Origin of the sequence: Anoxybacillus flavithermus (genome assembly GCF_002742685.1) — a bacterium.
Classification (GTDB): Bacteria; Bacillota; Bacilli; order Bacillales; family Anoxybacillaceae; genus Anoxybacillus; species Anoxybacillus flavithermus_E.
Window position 1 is genome coordinate 84132 of the sequence record NZ_PEDM01000006.1, and the last position, 17301, is coordinate 101432.

The 17301-nt window shown below is 40.2% G+C and carries 17 protein-coding genes and 1 other annotated feature; all 17 genes read left to right on the forward strand.

All coding sequences use genetic code 11. The annotated features are described in order from the left end of the window. The first annotated feature begins 26 nt into the window (after positions 1-26). Positions 27-743 carry a response regulator transcription factor gene (locus tag CS060_RS05030; RefSeq protein ID WP_035047022.1) on the forward strand — a complete coding sequence of 239 codons (717 nt, stop codon included), beginning with the start codon at positions 27-29 and terminating at the stop codon, positions 741-743. Next, positions 736-2499, forward strand: coding sequence for a two-component system histidine kinase PnpS (gene pnpS, locus CS060_RS05035; RefSeq protein WP_035047024.1), 1764 nt, complete (start codon positions 736-738; stop codon positions 2497-2499). Before CS060_RS05030 ends, pnpS begins: the two co-directional genes overlap by 8 nt. 195 nt (positions 2500-2694) lie before the next feature. Then, positions 2695-5322: a DNA polymerase I gene (gene polA, locus CS060_RS05040; RefSeq protein WP_099668746.1), complete on the forward strand. Its 2628-nt coding sequence runs from the start codon at positions 2695-2697 to the stop codon at positions 5320-5322. Positions 5323-5339: 17 nt separating this feature from the next. After that, positions 5340-6155 (forward strand): DNA-formamidopyrimidine glycosylase, encoded by an 816-nt coding sequence (mutM, locus tag CS060_RS05045; protein WP_035050751.1) that lies wholly within the window; start codon positions 5340-5342, stop codon positions 6153-6155. A 67-nt stretch (positions 6156-6222) separates the two neighbouring features. Next, positions 6223-6846: a sporulation membrane protein YtaF gene (ytaF, locus tag CS060_RS05050; protein WP_035050750.1), complete on the forward strand. Its 624-nt coding sequence runs from the start codon at positions 6223-6225 to the stop codon at positions 6844-6846. Between the two features lie 12 nt (positions 6847-6858). Then, positions 6859-7461, forward strand: coding sequence for a dephospho-CoA kinase (gene coaE / locus CS060_RS05055; protein WP_035050749.1), 603 nt, complete (start codon positions 6859-6861; stop codon positions 7459-7461). Between the two features lie 107 nt (positions 7462-7568). After that, the gene (locus CS060_RS05060) at positions 7569-8597 is read left to right on the forward strand and encodes a glyceraldehyde-3-phosphate dehydrogenase (protein WP_035048760.1); all 1029 of its coding nucleotides are present in this window, start codon (positions 7569-7571) and stop codon (positions 8595-8597) included. A gap of 241 nt (positions 8598-8838) precedes the next feature. Beyond that, complete coding sequence (gene speD / locus CS060_RS05065; protein ID WP_003397846.1) at positions 8839-9213, forward strand: adenosylmethionine decarboxylase; 375 nt, start codon at positions 8839-8841, stop codon at positions 9211-9213. Between the two features lie 75 nt (positions 9214-9288). Then, positions 9289-9681 carry a hypothetical protein gene (locus tag CS060_RS05070; RefSeq protein WP_021093798.1) on the forward strand — a complete coding sequence of 131 codons (393 nt, stop codon included), beginning with the start codon at positions 9289-9291 and terminating at the stop codon, positions 9679-9681. Positions 9682-9742: 61 nt separating this feature from the next. Beyond that, positions 9743-10213: a transcriptional regulator NrdR gene (gene nrdR, locus CS060_RS05075; RefSeq protein WP_009361824.1), complete on the forward strand. Its 471-nt coding sequence runs from the start codon at positions 9743-9745 to the stop codon at positions 10211-10213. Between the two features lie 33 nt (positions 10214-10246). Next, entirely contained in the window at positions 10247-11644 is a 1398-nt protein-coding gene (locus tag CS060_RS05080) for a replication initiation and membrane attachment family protein (RefSeq protein ID WP_085788298.1), read from the forward strand. Positions 11645-11654: 10 nt separating this feature from the next. After that, on the forward strand, positions 11655-12587 hold the full coding sequence (dnaI, locus tag CS060_RS05085) for a primosomal protein DnaI (RefSeq protein ID WP_035050332.1): 933 nt from the start codon (positions 11655-11657) through the stop codon (positions 12585-12587). Positions 12588-12649: 62 nt separating this feature from the next. Beyond that, complete coding sequence (ytxC, locus tag CS060_RS05090; protein ID WP_035050329.1) at positions 12650-13504, forward strand: putative sporulation protein YtxC; 855 nt, start codon at positions 12650-12652, stop codon at positions 13502-13504. 296 nt (positions 13505-13800) lie between these two features. Continuing rightward, a complete protein-coding gene (gene thrS, locus CS060_RS05095; RefSeq protein WP_035049929.1) occupies positions 13801-15732 on the forward strand; it encodes a threonine--tRNA ligase in 1932 nt (643 codons plus the stop codon). 117 nt (positions 15733-15849) lie between these two features. Beyond that, positions 15850-15973 (forward strand) — a sequence feature (ribosomal protein L20 leader region). Between the two features lie 26 nt (positions 15974-15999). Next, positions 16000-16542 (forward strand): translation initiation factor IF-3, encoded by a 543-nt coding sequence (gene infC, locus CS060_RS05100; protein ID WP_082180315.1) that lies wholly within the window; start codon positions 16000-16002, stop codon positions 16540-16542. A 19-nt stretch (positions 16543-16561) separates the two neighbouring features. Then, entirely contained in the window at positions 16562-16762 is a 201-nt protein-coding gene (rpmI, locus tag CS060_RS05105) for a 50S ribosomal protein L35 (protein WP_003397838.1), read from the forward strand. Positions 16763-16780: 18 nt separating this feature from the next. Continuing rightward, the gene (gene rplT, locus CS060_RS05110; protein WP_003397837.1) at positions 16781-17140 is read left to right on the forward strand and encodes a 50S ribosomal protein L20; all 360 of its coding nucleotides are present in this window, start codon (positions 16781-16783) and stop codon (positions 17138-17140) included. Positions 17141-17301 lie beyond the last annotated feature (161 nt).

Consider the following 17301-nt stretch of genomic DNA (forward strand, 5'->3'; position numbering starts at 1 on the left):
CAAATTTACGTTGTTGGAGGATGGTTATGTCGAAACGTGTGTTAGTTGTCGATGATGAGCAGTCGATCGTTACGTTGTTAGAGTACAATTTAAAACAAGCTGGATTTACCGTATTGACGGCTTATGATGGGGAGGAAGGGCTTCATAAAGCATTGGAAGAACGACCTGATTTTATCATTCTCGATTTAATGTTACCAAAATTAGATGGCATTGAAGTATGTAAGCAATTGCGTCAACAAAAAGTGATGACACCGATTTTAATGTTGACGGCAAAAGACGATGAGTTTGATAAAGTGCTTGGTCTTGAATTAGGTGCTGATGATTATATGACGAAGCCGTTTAGCCCACGCGAAGTTGTCGCACGTGTCAAGGCGATTTTGCGCCGAACGACTATTCATGGAAATGAAGAAAAACAAGAAAATGGTGACGATTCGCTCATTGTCGGGCAACTAAAAATTTTCCCAGATCGTTATGAGGCGTATTTTGCAGAACAAAGATTAGAATTAACTCCAAAAGAATTTGAGCTATTAGCATATTTAGCGAAATATAAAGGGCGTGTATTGACGCGCGATCAGTTACTTAGCGCCGTATGGAATTATGATTTTGCTGGAGATACGCGCATTGTTGATGTGCATATTAGCCATTTGCGTGAAAAAATCGAACAAGATACGCGAAAACCCGTATATATTAAAACAATACGCGGATTAGGGTATAAGCTAGAGGAGCCGAAAGTGGATGAATAAATTTCGCTCTCGGCTATTGCTCGGGCTCGTTTCGGTCATTTTATCTGTTTTATTTGGTCTTGGGGTGTTATTAGGTCAATTATTTCAAAAATTTTATGCGGATACCGTCCATGAACGTATGGAGAAGGAGGCCAAGCTTTTAGCTTTATATATAGAGAATAAATCGTTCCAATCCTCATCGTTTGAGCAAAAATTGCGTGCAATTAGCGACATGCTGTCTGTTCGCATCACCATTGTTGACCGAGATGGACAGCTTATGTTTGATACAAACAATTACGTATCCATCGATGAAAAGCGTCATAAAAAATTGATTCAAACGTTATTAAAACAAGAAGATCGTTCCGTTATTTTTGAAGAAGAACAAGATTTATATTATTATGCCGTCCCATTTTGGCAGCGGGATGAGCAACTTGGGCATATTGTTCTCAGTTTGCCGATGGATGCGATCGAGCGGGTAAATGAACAAATTTGGATTTTGCTTACATTCAGCTTAAGTATTGCATTTTTCATTATTCTTTTATTAGGTATTAGAATTACAAATCAATATACAAAACCGATTGAGGCCGCAACAAAAGTGGCGATGGAACTTGCACGCGGCAATTATAAAGCGCGAACGTACGAAAGCAGGGAAGATGAAACAGGGATGCTTAGCCAGTCGCTTAATATTTTAGCGCGCAATTTACAAGAGATGGTGCGCATGCAAGAAATGCAGCAAGATCGCTTGCGAGCATTAATTGAAAATATGGGGAGCGGCTTAATTTTAATTGATCAACGTGGTTACATTTCGCTCATGAACCGCGCGTATAAGGAAATGTTTCATATTGATCCGTCCGACTACGTTCATCGTTTATATTATGAGGCGTTTCCGCATAAGGAAGTTATTGCGCTTGTCGAAGAAATATTTATGACCGAAGTAAACGTACGAAAACAATTGCTTCTTCCTGTCGGTATTGAACGAAAACACTTTGAAGTGTACGGAACTCCAATTATTGGGACAAACGATGAATGGAAAGGGATTATCGTCGTGTTCCACGATATTACCGAACTGAAAAAGCTTGAGCAAATGCGAAAAGATTTTGTCGCGAACGTTTCGCACGAATTAAAAACGCCAATTACATCGATTAAAGGTTTTGCTGAAACGCTATTAGACGGGGCGATGAATGATGCGCAAACACTTGAATATTTTTTAACGATTATTTTAAAAGAAAGCGAACGATTGCAACATTTAATTCAAGATTTGCTTGATTTATCAAAAATTGAACAACAAGGATTTACATTAAATATATCGGTTGTTGACTTGTACGACGTATTAAAAGAAGTCATTGTCATGCTTGAAGGGAAAGCGAATGATAAACAAATTGCATTATCATGCACATCGAATGCCTCGATTTGTTATATGTATGGAGATTTACATCGTTTAAAGCAAATTTTTATTAATTTAATTAATAACGCCATCGCTTATACGCCAGCAGGTGGACGCGTCACCGTTTCCATTGAAAAAGACGATAAACAATTGCATGTTCATGTCAGCGACACAGGGATTGGTATTGAACAAAAAGAAATTCCGCGCATTTTTGAACGTTTTTATCGTGTAGACAAAGCACGAAGTCGCAACTCAGGTGGTACGGGTCTTGGATTAGCGATTGTAAAACATTTAGTCGAAGCGCATCATGGTACAATTTCTGTAAAGAGTGAAGTGGGGGTAGGAACGACATTTACTGTTCATTTTCGCGTTGATGCTTGTTTAGATGAATGATTTTTTAACGATATATTTACAAACGATTTACCATATATTAAAAAAATACTGGTAAGATAACAAATGAAAACCCCTTCATCCAAGAAGCCGATTGTCTTGGAATAGGCGAGGACAACGAATGTTCTCGTCTTTTTTCTTTTTTGGCGGTAATCATGGTAAAATAAGCGTAAATGAATAAAAGAGGAGGTTTTCTTTTTGGCAAACAAATTAGTCTTAATTGACGGCAATAGCATCGCTTATCGCGCGTTTTTTGCATTGCCGCTCTTACATAACGATAAAGGCATTCATACAAACGCCATTTACGGTTTTACAATGATGTTAATGAAGCTCATTGAAGAAGAGCAACCGACGCACATGCTCGTTGCGTTTGACGCAGGAAAAACGACATTTCGCCATGAAGTGTATACAGAATATAAAGGCGGAAGACAAAAGACGCCACCAGAATTATCAGAACAGTTTCCTTTTTTACGTGAACTGCTTGATGCATATAACATTCGTACGTATGAACTTGAAAATTATGAAGCGGATGATATTATCGGGACGCTCGCGACAAAAGCGGAAAAAGAAGGATTTCACGTTGTGATTATTTCAGGAGATCGCGATTTAACCCAATTAGTGTCTGATCGTATTCATGTGCATGTGACGAAAAAAGGAATAACAGATATAGAGCGATATACACCGAAACATATCTTTGAGAAGTATGGATTAACGCCTGCACAAATTGTTGATTTAAAAGGATTAATGGGGGATGCATCAGATAATATTCCGGGAGTTCCGGGAGTGGGAGAGAAAACCGCATTAAAATTATTAAAAGAATACGGAACGGTTGAACATGTGCTTGCCTCACTTGAACATATTTCTGGAAAAAAACTAAAGGAAAACTTGCAAACGTACCGTGAACAAGCGTTATTAAGTAAACAGCTAGCCACCATTCGTCGCGATGTTCCGCTGACGCTATCGCTCGATGAATTAGTATGGCAGTCGTATGAAGCGGAGAGATTAGCTTCTTTATTTCAAGAGCTAGGTTTCACATCGCTCATGGATAAAATCGGTAATCATTCACAAGAACAACGATCGTTAACGGATATTTCGTTTGTTACTGTTCAAACGATTGATGAGCATATGTTGACAAAAGAAGGTGCACTTGTTGTTGAAGTGATGGATGCAAACTATCATCAAGCGCCTATTCTTGGCTTTGCGCTTGTAAATGAGCGTGGACACTTTTTTATTCCGACCGATGTTGCTCTTAGTTCATCTATATTTAAAAGATGGCTGGAAGATGAGCAATGCAAAAAAAGTGTGTTTGACGCCAAAAGAGCCATTGTTGCGCTGAAGTGGAACGGCATTGAACTCAAAGGTGTCGATTTCGATTTATTATTAGCGGCATATTTGCTCAATCCGACCGATGCGAATGGCGATGTGGCAGCCGTTGCAAAAACGAAGCAATATACAGACGTACAAAGTGATGAAGAAGTGTATGGAAAAGGTGCAAAACAAGCTGTTCCACCGACAAGTGTATTAGCTGAACATCTTGTGCGAAAAGCAAGAGCGATTGCTTCATTGAAAGAAACATATATTCGTGAACTAAAACAAAATGAACAATTTGAATTGCTTATTCACTTAGAGCTACCACTTACGTTCATTTTGGCACAAATGGAGTTTCACGGTGTAAAAGTAGATGTAAATCGCTTGCAAGATATGGGGAGAGAGTTCACTACTCAGCTTCAACAAATTGAGCAACGTATTTATGAACTTGCAGGAACAACGTTTAACATTAATTCCCCTAAACAACTCGGCATCATTCTATTTGAAAAACTACAGTTACCGATTGTAAAAAAGACGAAAACAGGTTATTCCACATCGGCGGATGTTTTAGAAAAATTAGCGCCGTACCATGAAATCATCGAGCAAATTTTACATTACCGTCAGCTCGGAAAGCTACAGTCCACATATGTGGAAGGATTAATGAAAGTTGTTCGTGAAGATACAGGAAAAGTGCATACGATTTTCCAACAAGCGCTCACTCAGACAGGGCGTTTAAGTTCAACGGAGCCCAATTTACAAAACATTCCGATTCGCATTGAAGAAGGAAGAAAAATTCGTCAAGCGTTCGTCCCATCTTTTGATGATTGGGTCATTTTTGCGGCTGACTATTCGCAAATTGAGTTGCGCGTGTTAGCCCATATTGCCAATGACGAAAATTTAATTGCTGCATTTCATCATGATCTCGACATTCATACGAAAACGGCGATGGACATTTTTCATGTAAAGGAAGAAGAAGTGACCGCACATATGCGCCGGCAAGCAAAGGCGGTCAATTTTGGTATCGTTTACGGAATTAGCGACTACGGATTGTCGCAAAACTTAGGCATTACACGCAAAGAAGCAGCAGAATTTATTGAGCGATATTTTCAAAGCTATCCGGGTGTCAAACGATATATGGAAGAAATTGTACAAGATGCAAAACAAAAAGGATATGTCACGACGTTGCTTCACCGTCGTCGCTATTTACCGGATATTACAAGCAGCAACTTTAATATTCGTAGCTTTGCTGAGCGAACAGCGATGAACACACCTATTCAAGGAAGTGCGGCCGATATTATTAAAAAAGCGATGATTGATTTAGCGACACGTTTACATGAAGAACGGTTACAAGCGCGTCTATTATTGCAAGTACATGACGAACTTATTTTAGAGGCTCCAAAAGAGGAAATTGATTTGTTGAAAAAAATTGTCCCAGATGTCATGGAAAATGCAGTATCATTACGTGTTCCATTAAAGGTCGATTACCACTTTGGACCGACGTGGTATGATGCGAAGTAAGGAAAGGATGAACAAACATGCCAGAACTACCTGAAGTGGAAACGGTGCGGCGCACGCTTCTTCCGCTTGTTGTTGGCAAAACGATTGAACGTGTAAAAGTACATTGGGAAAAGATCGTCCAACATCCTGACGTAGAAACATTTTGTGATCGATTAAAAGGACAGACGATTTACGATATTGAGCGACGGGGGAAATTTTTAATTTTTCAATTGGACGATGTTGTTCTAGTTTCCCATTTGCGTATGGAAGGACGCTACATATACGAAAAAGAAAATGCCCCATTTGATCGCCATACGCACATCTTTTTTACATTTACAGATCGTACCGAACTTCGTTATCGCGATGTGCGTAAATTTGGAACGATGCATTTGTTCAATAAAGGGGAAAACGTTCCACCTTTATCAAACATCGGCATCGAGCCGCTTGACGAACAGTTTACTGTTTTATGGCTTACCGATCAGCTTCAACGAACAAAGCGAACAATAAAAGCGGTATTGCTTGATCAAACGATTGTTGCAGGATTAGGAAATATTTATGTTGACGAAGTGTTATTTCGTTCGTCCATTCATCCAGAACGTATCGCAGCTACGTTAACGGTGCAAGAAATAGAAGCGTTACATGAAGCAATTGTTGAAACGATACGAGAAGCGATTGAAAAAGGGGGAAGCACGGTTCGAACGTACGTCAATACGCAAGGGAAAATAGGAACATTTCAAACGCAATTGTACGTATATGGGCGTGTAAACAAGCCGTGCCGGCGATGCGGGGAGCCCATTGTCAAAACAACGGTCGCAAATCGCGGTACGCATTATTGTAAACATTGTCAAACATAGTGTAAGAACATTGCCTAGGCCTCTTCCATATACTATGGTAGTTTTTCAAAGGAAGGGGCAGGCGCTTATGATCACATGGTCTTTATTTTTACTTGCTTTAGCTGTTAGCATCGACGGTTTGACTGTCGGGATTACGTACGGTATGCGGAATGTACATATTCCGCTTCGGTCATTGCTTATTATTTCGCTTTTTTCGTGCCTGACTTTTTTAGTGGCGATGGGCATTGGACGCATCATGTATGTGTTTTTTTCACCTGCTGTTGCGAACGCAATGGGTGGAAGTATATTGATCGTATTAGGGTTATGGATGATCATTCAATTTATCCTTAAACGAGACGACAATGAAGAAAAGTTTCTCATGAATGTAGAAATTCGTCCGCTCGGTATTGTTATTCAAATTTTACGCAAGCCAACGATGGCTGATTTTGACCGGTCAGGTACGATTACAGGAATGGAAGCCGTATTTTTAGGTGTTGCTTTGTCTCTTGATGCGTTTGGGGCAGGAGTGAGCGCAGCGCTTTTAAATTATTCTGTAACGTTCACGACATTTCTCATTTGTTTGCTTAGCTTTAGCTTCTTATTTAGCGGTTTAAAAATTGGTAAGTCGTTTAGGAAGTATGACTGGCTACAAAAATATTCGTTTTTACCTGGAATTATGCTCGTTGTGCTTGGTATTTTTAAAATGAGATAGGGGGGACGGTAAGTGTTAACGATCGGTTTAACAGGGGGGATTGCGAGCGGAAAAAGCACGGTCGCGGCGATGTTTCGCGACTTACATATTCCTGTCATTGATGCAGATGAAATTGCTCATCGTGTGACGGCAATCGACGGCGAAGCGTATCATCTAATTGTTGAAACATTTGGGAGCGACATTTTAGATTCAAATGGTGCAATTGATCGACGTAAACTTGGTGCGATCGTATTTCATGATGAACAAAAGCGGAAACAGTTAAATGCCATTGTACATCCGCTTGTGCGCAAACATATGCTACAACAAAAAGAACAATATGCGAAACAAAAGGAAAAGGCAGTTGTTCTCGATATTCCTCTTTTATTTGAAAGCAAATTAGAGCATCTAGTTGATCGCATTCTCGTTGTATATGTCGATGAACAAACTCAGCTTCATCGTCTTTGTGAGCGCAATGGCTTTTCGGTTGAAGAAGCACGGGCTCGCATGAAAGCACAAATGCCGCTTGAAGAAAAAAGAAAGAAAGCCGATGCAGTGATCGATAATAACGGAACGATAGAAGAAACGGAACGACAATTGCATGCATGTTTAGTACGTTGGGGTGTTCTTGGAAAATAGGACGCCCTTTTTTTATTTTTTTATAGCATAAACAAACTGAAAGTGTTATACTATTTTTGTAGATAACGAACAAATAGTATAACATATATATTGAAAGGAGCTATATAATGAAAGCGAGAGTAGCGATTAACGGATTCGGACGCATTGGACGGATGGTGTTCCGAAAAGCGATAATTGAACAAGATTTTGATATTGTAGCGATTAATGCTAGCTATCCGCCTGAAACGTTAGCTCATTTAATAAAATATGATTCAAACCATGGCAAATTTGAAGGGGAAGTCATTCCGGTTGAAGATGGACTTATTGTGAATGGGAAAAAAGTACAGTTACTCAATTCCCGCGATCCACGCCTACTGCCATGGGGAGAGCTTCAAATCGATATTGTTATTGAGGCGACAGGAAAGTTTAATGCAAAAGAGAAAGCAATGATGCACATCGAAGCAGGGGCGAAACGCGTCATTTTAACAGCGCCAGGAAAAGATGAAGATGTAACAATTGTCATCGGTGTAAATGAACATATGCTTTCTCCAGAACATATCATTATTTCAAATGCTTCATGCACAACAAATTGTTTAGCTCCGGTTGTAAAAGTGCTTGATGAAGCATTCGGCATTGAAAATGGGTTGATGACAACTGTGCATGCATATACAAACGATCAAAAAAATATTGACAATCCGCATAAAGATTTACGCCGTGCCCGTTCGTGTGCACAATCGATCATTCCAACAACGACAGGTGCAGCGAAAGCGTTGGCGCTCGTATTGCCACATTTAAAAGGAAAAATGCACGGCATGGCATTGCGCGTTCCAACGCCAAACGTTTCGCTTGTTGATGTTGTTGTCGATGTAAAAAAAGATGTAACGGTCGATGAAGTAAACGAAGCATTTATGCAAGCAGCACGTGGATCGTTAAAAGGCATTTTAGACGTGACGATGGAACCGCTCGTATCGATTGATTTTAATACGAATCCGCACTCTGCCATTGTCGATGGATTATCCACGATGGTAATCGAAAATCGGAAAGTAAAAGTATTAGCATGGTATGATAATGAATGGGGTTATTCGTGCCGCGTTGTTGATTTAACAAAGCTTGTTGCAAAACAGTTGTCAAAAAACGAAGCGGTTGCGATGTCATAACGCTGGCATTCCAGCGTTATTTTTTATGCCTAATTTCATAAAAAACAAAAAACAATATTGAAAAAAAGATATAAACGAAGTATACTATTTTTCGTGAACTTCTTGAACGCATGGTAATGTGACTACTTAAAGGGTTAGGACCTCTTTGGACTAACTTTCCCCCGTGGTAGTTATACATTCCAGAAAGCAAAAGAAATTCATCGTTTATTTTTTTCAAAATTTATTAAAGGGGGATACGCTCATGGATACAATGGGTCGTCACGTTATCTCAGAACTTTGGGGATGCGATTTTGATAAGTTGAATGACATCGAGTTTATTGAAAAAACATTTGTTGATGCAGCGTTAAAGTCAGGTGCGGAAATTCGTGAAGTTGCATTTCATAAATTTGCACCACAAGGCGTTAGCGGCGTTGTGATCATTTCTGAATCACATTTAACGATTCACAGTTTTCCTGAACACGGATATGCGAGTATTGATGTGTACACATGTGGACATTTAGATCCAACGATTGCTGCTGACTATATTGCAGAAGCGTTAGGTGCGCAAACACGTGAAACAATTGAATTGCCTCGTGGCATGGGTCCGATTGAAATTAAACAAGCAAAAGCTTTATAATAAAGTGTAAGAGGAAAAGAGGTGTAGATTCTGCACCTCTTTTTTATCATTCGTTGAAAAGTGAGGCGACGACAGGTGAAATGGAAATACGTATTAACGAATCATAATGAAACATCGGAACGTCATCCGGATGAGCAGTTGAAAAGCCGTTATTATAAAACGACGCAAGCGGCTGCATTAAAAGAAGTGAAACAATTGTTCGAGCAAATGGACGGCTATCATATTGTGGCAATCTCAGAAGAAAGAGGAGAAATGAGCGTATCGCTTACGAAAGGAAAAAAAGCATTTATCGTCGTCACAGTCATTTCTGTTCGACCGTTCGAAACAGCTATTGATTTTTCTGTGACGACAGAAACAAAGTGGTTGCCAATCGACTTTGGATTTAGCCGTCAACTTATTATTCGTTTATATGATCAATTAGCTAAACGATTAACATACATCGGATCGGGAATATATAGTGAGAAGTAGTTGTGCATGCGCCTTTTTTTGTCTACTATAAGGGTAAGATTACTGTCAGGAGTTGATACATATGAAATGCCCATCGTGTCACCATCATGGGACGCGGGTACTTGATTCGCGTCCAGTTGATGAAGGGCGTTCCATTCGCCGTCGGCGCGAATGTGAACGTTGCCATTTTCGTTTTACAACGTTTGAGAAAGTCGAAGAAACACCGTTAATTGTTGTGAAAAAAGAAGGAACGAGAGAAGAATTTAGTCGTGAAAAAATATTGCGTGGGCTGATTAAAGCATGTGAGAAGCGGCCGGTTGCCCTTGAACAATTAGAGCAAGTGACGCAGCAAATTGAGCGAGAATTGCGTAATAGCGGCATAAATGAAGTAAAAAGTGAAACGATCGGCGAAATGGTAATGGAAAGGTTATCAAAAATTGATGAAGTCGCTTACGTTCGTTTTGCCTCTGTATATCGACAGTTTAAAGATTTAAACGTCTTTATTGAAGAATTAAAAGAGCTCATTAAAAAAGAACAAGGAGAAAGGGCATAATGTGCTCCTTTTCATATGAAGAAGGTCGATAAGATGGAATATAGTTGGAAAGAGTTAATTGCGGTCGACCGATATATTGTACATGCGAACGGAATTTTAAGCGAATTAGACCGAAAAGTATTGACACTTTTATATCAACCTTTAATTGGTGCTCAAGCGTATAGCTTATATATGACGTTATGGAGCGAACTTGAGCAGGCGCGTTTATGGAGCGAGGAGACGACACATCATAGTTTAATGGCAATTATGCAATGCAGTTTGCCAACGATATATGCCGAGCGTTTAAAACTAGAAGGAATCGGGTTGTTAAATACGTACATGAAACGAACGAATGAAGACGATGAACGGGTATTTATTTATGAGCTACTTCTTCCACTTACACCAGAACAATTTTTCAACGATGGGGTTTTAAATGTATTTTTGTATGATCGTGTCGGAAAAACAAAATTTCAAAAGTTGAAAAAGTTTTTTTCCGATCGTGCCATTGATCGTACGTCATTTACACCGATCACCCGCTCATTTCACGATGTCTTTTCATCCATCCAACCTGAAAAAATGATTCATAAATTAAGTGATGAAGCGAAACAAGAAGTGATGCTTCAAGATGGACAGCAGTATATAGGAAAAGAACGAGCGATATATAAGATGCAAGATGATATATTTGACTTCGATGCCTTTTACGCTGGACTATCTCATCACCTCGTACCACGACGTGCGATTACTGAAAAAGTAAAAGATGCAATTAAAAAGCTTTCTTTTCTGTATGGGATTGGTCCTCTTGATATGCAAAAAATTGTGATGGGCGTCATCGATCCCGCTGAACAAATTGATATTGAAGCATTACGAAAAGCAGCGCAAGAATGGTATCAATTTGAACGTGGTGAAGCGCTTCCGCGTCTATATGATCGTGTACAACCTTTAGCAGAGCGAACGATGGCACATGCCGAACCAAAAAATGAAGAAGAATATTTAATGAAACAGCTTGAAACCGTTTCGCCAAGACAATTGCTTATGGATTTTTCTGGTGGAGTTGAACCGGCGTTAGCTGATTTACAGTTGATTGAAGACATTATGTTTAAACAAAAATTGCCGCCAGGTGTCATGAACGTGCTCATTTACTACGTCATGCTGCGGACAGATATGAAGTTGCCGAAAAAATATGTTGAAAAAATTGCGAGTTCATGGGCGCGAAAAAAGGTACGTACGGTGAAACAAGCGATGGAATTGGCCAAAAAAGAGGCGCGAGAATATGAAACATTTATGAAAGAAAAAGAACAAAAAGGCTCTAAAAAACCGATTCGTACCGAACTGTTGCCAGATTGGCTGCAGACGGACTATTCACAATTTGAGCGAAAACAAGTGAAATCAGAAGAAGAGTTAGAACAAAAACGGCGCGAGTTGGAAGAACGGTTAAAAAAACCGAAAAGTTAGGGGATAAACGATGAAACCAATTCGGGAAACCATTCACCATTTGATGAATCGTCACGATTTTAAAGAACGATATGAGGCGATGAAGCGCGACATTTTACGTGATCCTCATGTTCAAACATTTTTGCGTGGTCATCACGTGACGGATGCGATGTTAAATCGTCATCTCGGTAAATTGTACGAGTTTGTGCAACAAAGCAAGCATTGTGAACGTTGCCAAAGCTTAGAACAATGTCCGAACTTACTGAAAGGTTATACGCCTCATTTAATTTGGCAAGGGAAAAACATTGACGTGCAATATGAGCGGTGTGCTCGTAAAGTGCAAGATGATGAACGAAAAAAACAACAGTCGCTTATTCGTAGTTTATTTATTCCGCGCGATATGTTGCAAGCATCGTTTGATCAGCTAGAAACAGACGATCTTGGGCGAATTGAAGCGATCGAGCTTGCGAACACGTTTGCATCGACATACGAAATAGGCAAACGAATGAAAGGGCTATATTTATACGGATCGTTTGGCGTCGGAAAAACATATTTGTTAGCAGCGATGGCAAATGAGTTAGCACAAAGGCACATCGCTTCATTTCTCGTGTACGTACCAGAATTTGTTCGCTCGTTGAAATCATCGCTTCAAACCGATGCATTTCAGGATACGATTGAATATGCAAAGCAAGTACCTGTCCTTATGCTCGATGATTTAGGAGCAGAATTAATGTCAAGTTGGTGGCGCGATGAGGTGCTCGGTCCGATTTTACAATATCGCATGCTTGAGCATTTGCCGACATGTTTTACATCAAATTTTGATTTAAAACGTCTGACGCATCACCTTGCTCACTCGCAGCGAGGCGAAGAAGAACAAGTAAAAGCGGCACGAATTATCGAACGAATTGTTTATTTAGCTACTCCGATCGAAATGACAGGAAAAAATCGCCGAATCGAAATGTGATAAACAAACGGTGTTCCCCATATATATAAAACAAGCATGTTTCGGGAAAAGGGGGGGCACCGTTGATTTATATCGTATTTCAAAATGGACAAGATGCACAACGACTATTTGAACAATTAAGTAAAGCGCCGCAACCATATGGGAAGTTGCTTTATGATAACAAGACGATTACCGTTTTCTTTCATGAACAGAATGTTGCGCATATGCGCGCATTGTTCATTCCTATTTTTTCTTCATGCATCATTCGAGCATTTGAAACACGTTGGATTTTATCGATCATTTCCCGCACGTTTTTTTATGAAAACGAAGAAGAGCAACAACAAATTTTACAGCTTACATATTCGTTTATTGACGGGGAAAGGCACGATTATCGTCTCGGAAAGAAAATAAATGTACCGCGTGAGCAACTGATTGCTCAATCGTTGCATGAATGTTTGCAGGAAGGGATGTTTTCATTCGAGTCGCTTATCACTTTTCGCTTAAAGCCGTATTATGATCGGCTTATGCATTATGTGGAATTAGCGATTGACGAATACAAATTAGAACAAGAATACCAAACTTTCGTTCAACTGTTGCGCGAAATTGTGGCGTCGCGCCAGCCGAAAATGAGCGTCCTTCATTTAGTATACGAAAACGAAACGTTTCAATTTTTCGATGACCATTTTTTTTACTTGTCACCTCATCAACTAAAGCAGTTTATTGACCGTCGATTGATGGTGAGTCAGCCGATGTACATTGACACATCTGTATTAGCGCCACTCGTATCGATAGCACCAGAAAAAATATATATGTATACAAATGTGACAGATGTCGGAATGATTCAAACGATTCAAAATGTGTTTCAAGAGCGCATCGAGCTACGAACACCTCTTGATTTTCCAAAAAAATATGCTTATAATGACATACATAGTGAATAAAGCAAAAAGTGATGATGAGGACATGGGTGTATTTTTACGGTTCACAGAGAGGGAAGGCATAGGCTGAAACCTTCCTAACACGGAAAATGCACTTACCACCTCTAAACTTCAGCAGTGAACAATGGGACGATTGCCCGTTTAGTAATTGCTGACGGTTTGCGCCGTTATCGAGATGAAGCCGTTTATACGCTCGCTTTATGTTCGTATAGACGGGAAGAAGGGTGGAACCACGAAACCAACTCGTCCCTCGTTTTTGGGACGAGTTTTTTTATTTTTTAAAAAAGGAGTGAGCAGCTTTGGCGGATGTAGTAAAAATTACATTTCCAGATGGAGCAGTGAAGGAGTTTCCGAAGGGAGTGACAACGGAAGATATTGCAGCGTCCATTAGCCCAGGACTGAAGAAAAAAGCAATTGCAGGAAAGCTAAACGATCGCATGATCGATTTGCGTACACCGATTGAAGAAGACGGCGCCATTTCGATTATTACGCAAGATATGCCAGAAGCGCTTGACATTTTACGTCATAGCACAGCGCACTTAATGGCACAAGCGATTAAACGATTGTACAAAGATGTGAAGCTTGGCGTTGGCCCTGTCATTGAAAACGGCTTTTACTATGATATTGATGTTGACGTACCAATTACAGCAGAAGACTTACCGAAAATTGAACAAGAAATGAAAAAAATTGTGAAAGAAAACTTAGATATCGTTCGCCAAGAAGTGAGTCGCGAAGAGGCAATTCGTCGCTATACAGAAATTGGTGATCATTTAAAAATTGAACTTATTCACGACATTCCAGAGGGAGAAGTCGTTTCCATTTACGAACAAGGAGAGTTTTTCGACCTTTGCCGTGGGGTGCACGTCCCATCAACAGGAAAAATTAAAGAGTTTAAACTGTTAAGTGTAGCAGGTGCGTACTGGCGTGGTGACAGCAAAAACAAAATGTTGCAACGTATTTACGGTACAGCCTTTTTCAAAAAAGAAGATTTAGATGAATATTTACGTCTCTTACAAGAAGCGAAAGAGCGTGATCATCGTAAGCTCGGAAAAGAGCTTGACTTATTTATGACATCGCAAAAAGTAGGACAAGGATTGCCGCTTTGGCTTCCAAAAGGTGCAACCATTCGCCGAACAATTGAGCGTTATATCGTCGATAAAGAGCTGTCGCTTGGCTATCAACACGTATATACACCGGTGCTCGGTAGCGTCGAGTTATATAAAACGTCTGGCCATTGGGATCATTATAAAGATGGAATGTTTCCGCCAATGGAGATGGATAATGAACAGCTTGTCTTACGTCCGATGAACTGCCCGCATCATATGATGGTGTATAAACATAAAATTCATAGCTATCGCGAGTTGCCGATTCGTATCGCAGAGCTCGGTACGATGCATCGTTACGAAATGTCTGGAGCGCTTACAGGTTTGCAACGCGTGCGTGGCATGACGCTAAATGACGCCCATATTTTTGTTCGCCCAGATCAAATTAAAGACGAGTTTAAGCGTGTCGTTAATTTAATTTTAGATGTATATAAAGACTTCGGTTTAACAGATTATTCATTCCGTCTATCGTATCGTGATCCGCAAGATAAAGAAAAATATTATGACGACGATGCGATGTGGGAAAAAGCACAAAGCATGTTAAAAGAGGCAATGGACGAGCTCGGACTTGATTATTACGAAGCGGAAGGCGAAGCGGCGTTTTACGGTCCAAAACTAGACGTTCAAGTGCGAACAGCGCTCGGAAAAGATGAAACGTTATCTACCGTTCAACTTGACTTCTTGTTACCAGAACGTTTTGACTTAACATATATCGGTGAAGACGGAAAACCGCATCGCCCGGTTGTCATCCATCGCGGTGTCGTATCGACGATGGAACGCTTCGTTGCCTTTTTAATCGAGGAGTATAAAGGGGCGTTTCCAACATGGTTAGCGCCTGTACAAGTGCAAGTGATTCCAGTGGCCCCATCCGTCCATATGGACTATGCGTATGAGGTGAAGCATGCACTTCAAGCTGCAGGCATTCGTGTTGAAGTCGATGAGCGTGAAGAAAAAATTGGATACAAAATTCGCGAAGCGCAAATGCAAAAAATTCCGTACATGCTCGTTGTTGGGGATAACGAAGTAAACGAACGGGCAGTGAACGTGCGAAAATATGGGGAACAAAAGAGCGAAACGATGCCGCTTGATGCGTTTGTTGATTTCATCGCAAAAGAAGCCCGTAAATAAATAGTTGCAATTTTTCTCGATGTTTGTTATAGTGTTATTTGTTGTGAGAAATGAACATCAGTTGACAATGTATTTCCGTTTATGGTATATATGTTAGAGTAAAAATAAATACTTGTTTGAAACAAGCAGAAGCACCCGCTTCTCACCTGATCGACGCCGTGTGGCTGTTAACAGGTTCATGACAAAACAAATGTTGTGAGCGAGACGTGTGGGTGTATTGTGCCCACACGTTTTTTTGTCGTGTGCGTTCTGCTTTAACAAACAAGCTTGAAAAAACCGTGGAGGTGGCTAGTTATTAGCAAAGATTTTATTATTAATGAAAACATTCGGGCACGTGAAGTTCGTTTAGTCGATCCAAATGGCGAGCAGCTTGGGATTAAGACGAAGCAAGAAGCGTTAGAAATTGCAGCGCGTTTAAACTTAGACTTAGTGATGGTTGCACCAAATGCGAAACCGCCAGTATGCCGCATTATGGACTATGGCAAATTCCGTTTCGAGCAACAGAAGAAAGAAAAAGAAGCGCGCAAAAATCAAAAAGTGATTAACGTAAAAGAAATTCGTTTAAGCCCAACGATCGAAGAACATGACTTCAACACAAAATTGCGCAACGCGCGGAAGTTCCTTGAAAAAGGAGATAAAGTGAAAGCGACGATTCGCTTTAAAGGACGTGCGATTACGCATAAAGAAATTGGTCAGCGCGTGCTTGATCGATTTGCTGAGGCGTGCGCGGATATTGGTACGGTTGAGACGGCTCCAAAAATGGACGGCCGCAGCATGTTTTTAGTGCTAGCACCGAAAAACGACAAATAACAAAAGGGAGGAACACCTTATGCCAAAGATGAAAACTCACAAAGGCTCAGCGAAGCGTTTCAAAAAGACAGGAACAGGTCAATTAAAACGTTCACACGCGTTCACTAGCCACTTATTCGCAAACAAAACACAAAAACAAAAACGTAAACTTCGTAAAGCAACACTTGTATCAAAAGGCGATTTCAAACGCATTCGTCAATTGTTAGATAACGTAAAATAATTTTAGGAGGGAAATGTTATGCCACGTGTAAAAGGCGGTACAGTCACACGCAGACGTCGTAAAAAAATTCTTAAACTTGCAAAAGGATATTTCGGTTCGAAACATCGTTTATATAAAGTTGCAAACCAACAAGTAATGAAATCGTTAATGTACGCGTATCGCGATCGTCGCCAACGCAAACGCGACTTCCGTAAACTTTGGATTACGCGCATTAACGCAGCAGCGCGCATGAACGGTCTTTCTTACAGCCGTTTAATGCACGGATTAAAACTTGCAGGTATCGAAGTAAACCGCAAAATGCTTGCTGATTTAGCAGTAAACGATGCAGCAGCATTCACACAACTTGCAAACATCGCAAAAGAAAACTTAAACAAGTAATAAAAGAAATGACCATTCTCCCTTGAGGGGATGGTCATTTTTTGTGGTAGTGTCAAAAAATCTATGAAAAGTCCTTTTTTAAATTCCTTTTTAAGGCATTTAAAGGGGAGGATGGGATCGGATTCGCCCTTGACCAACACTCGCCAAAGGAGAGAAACGGT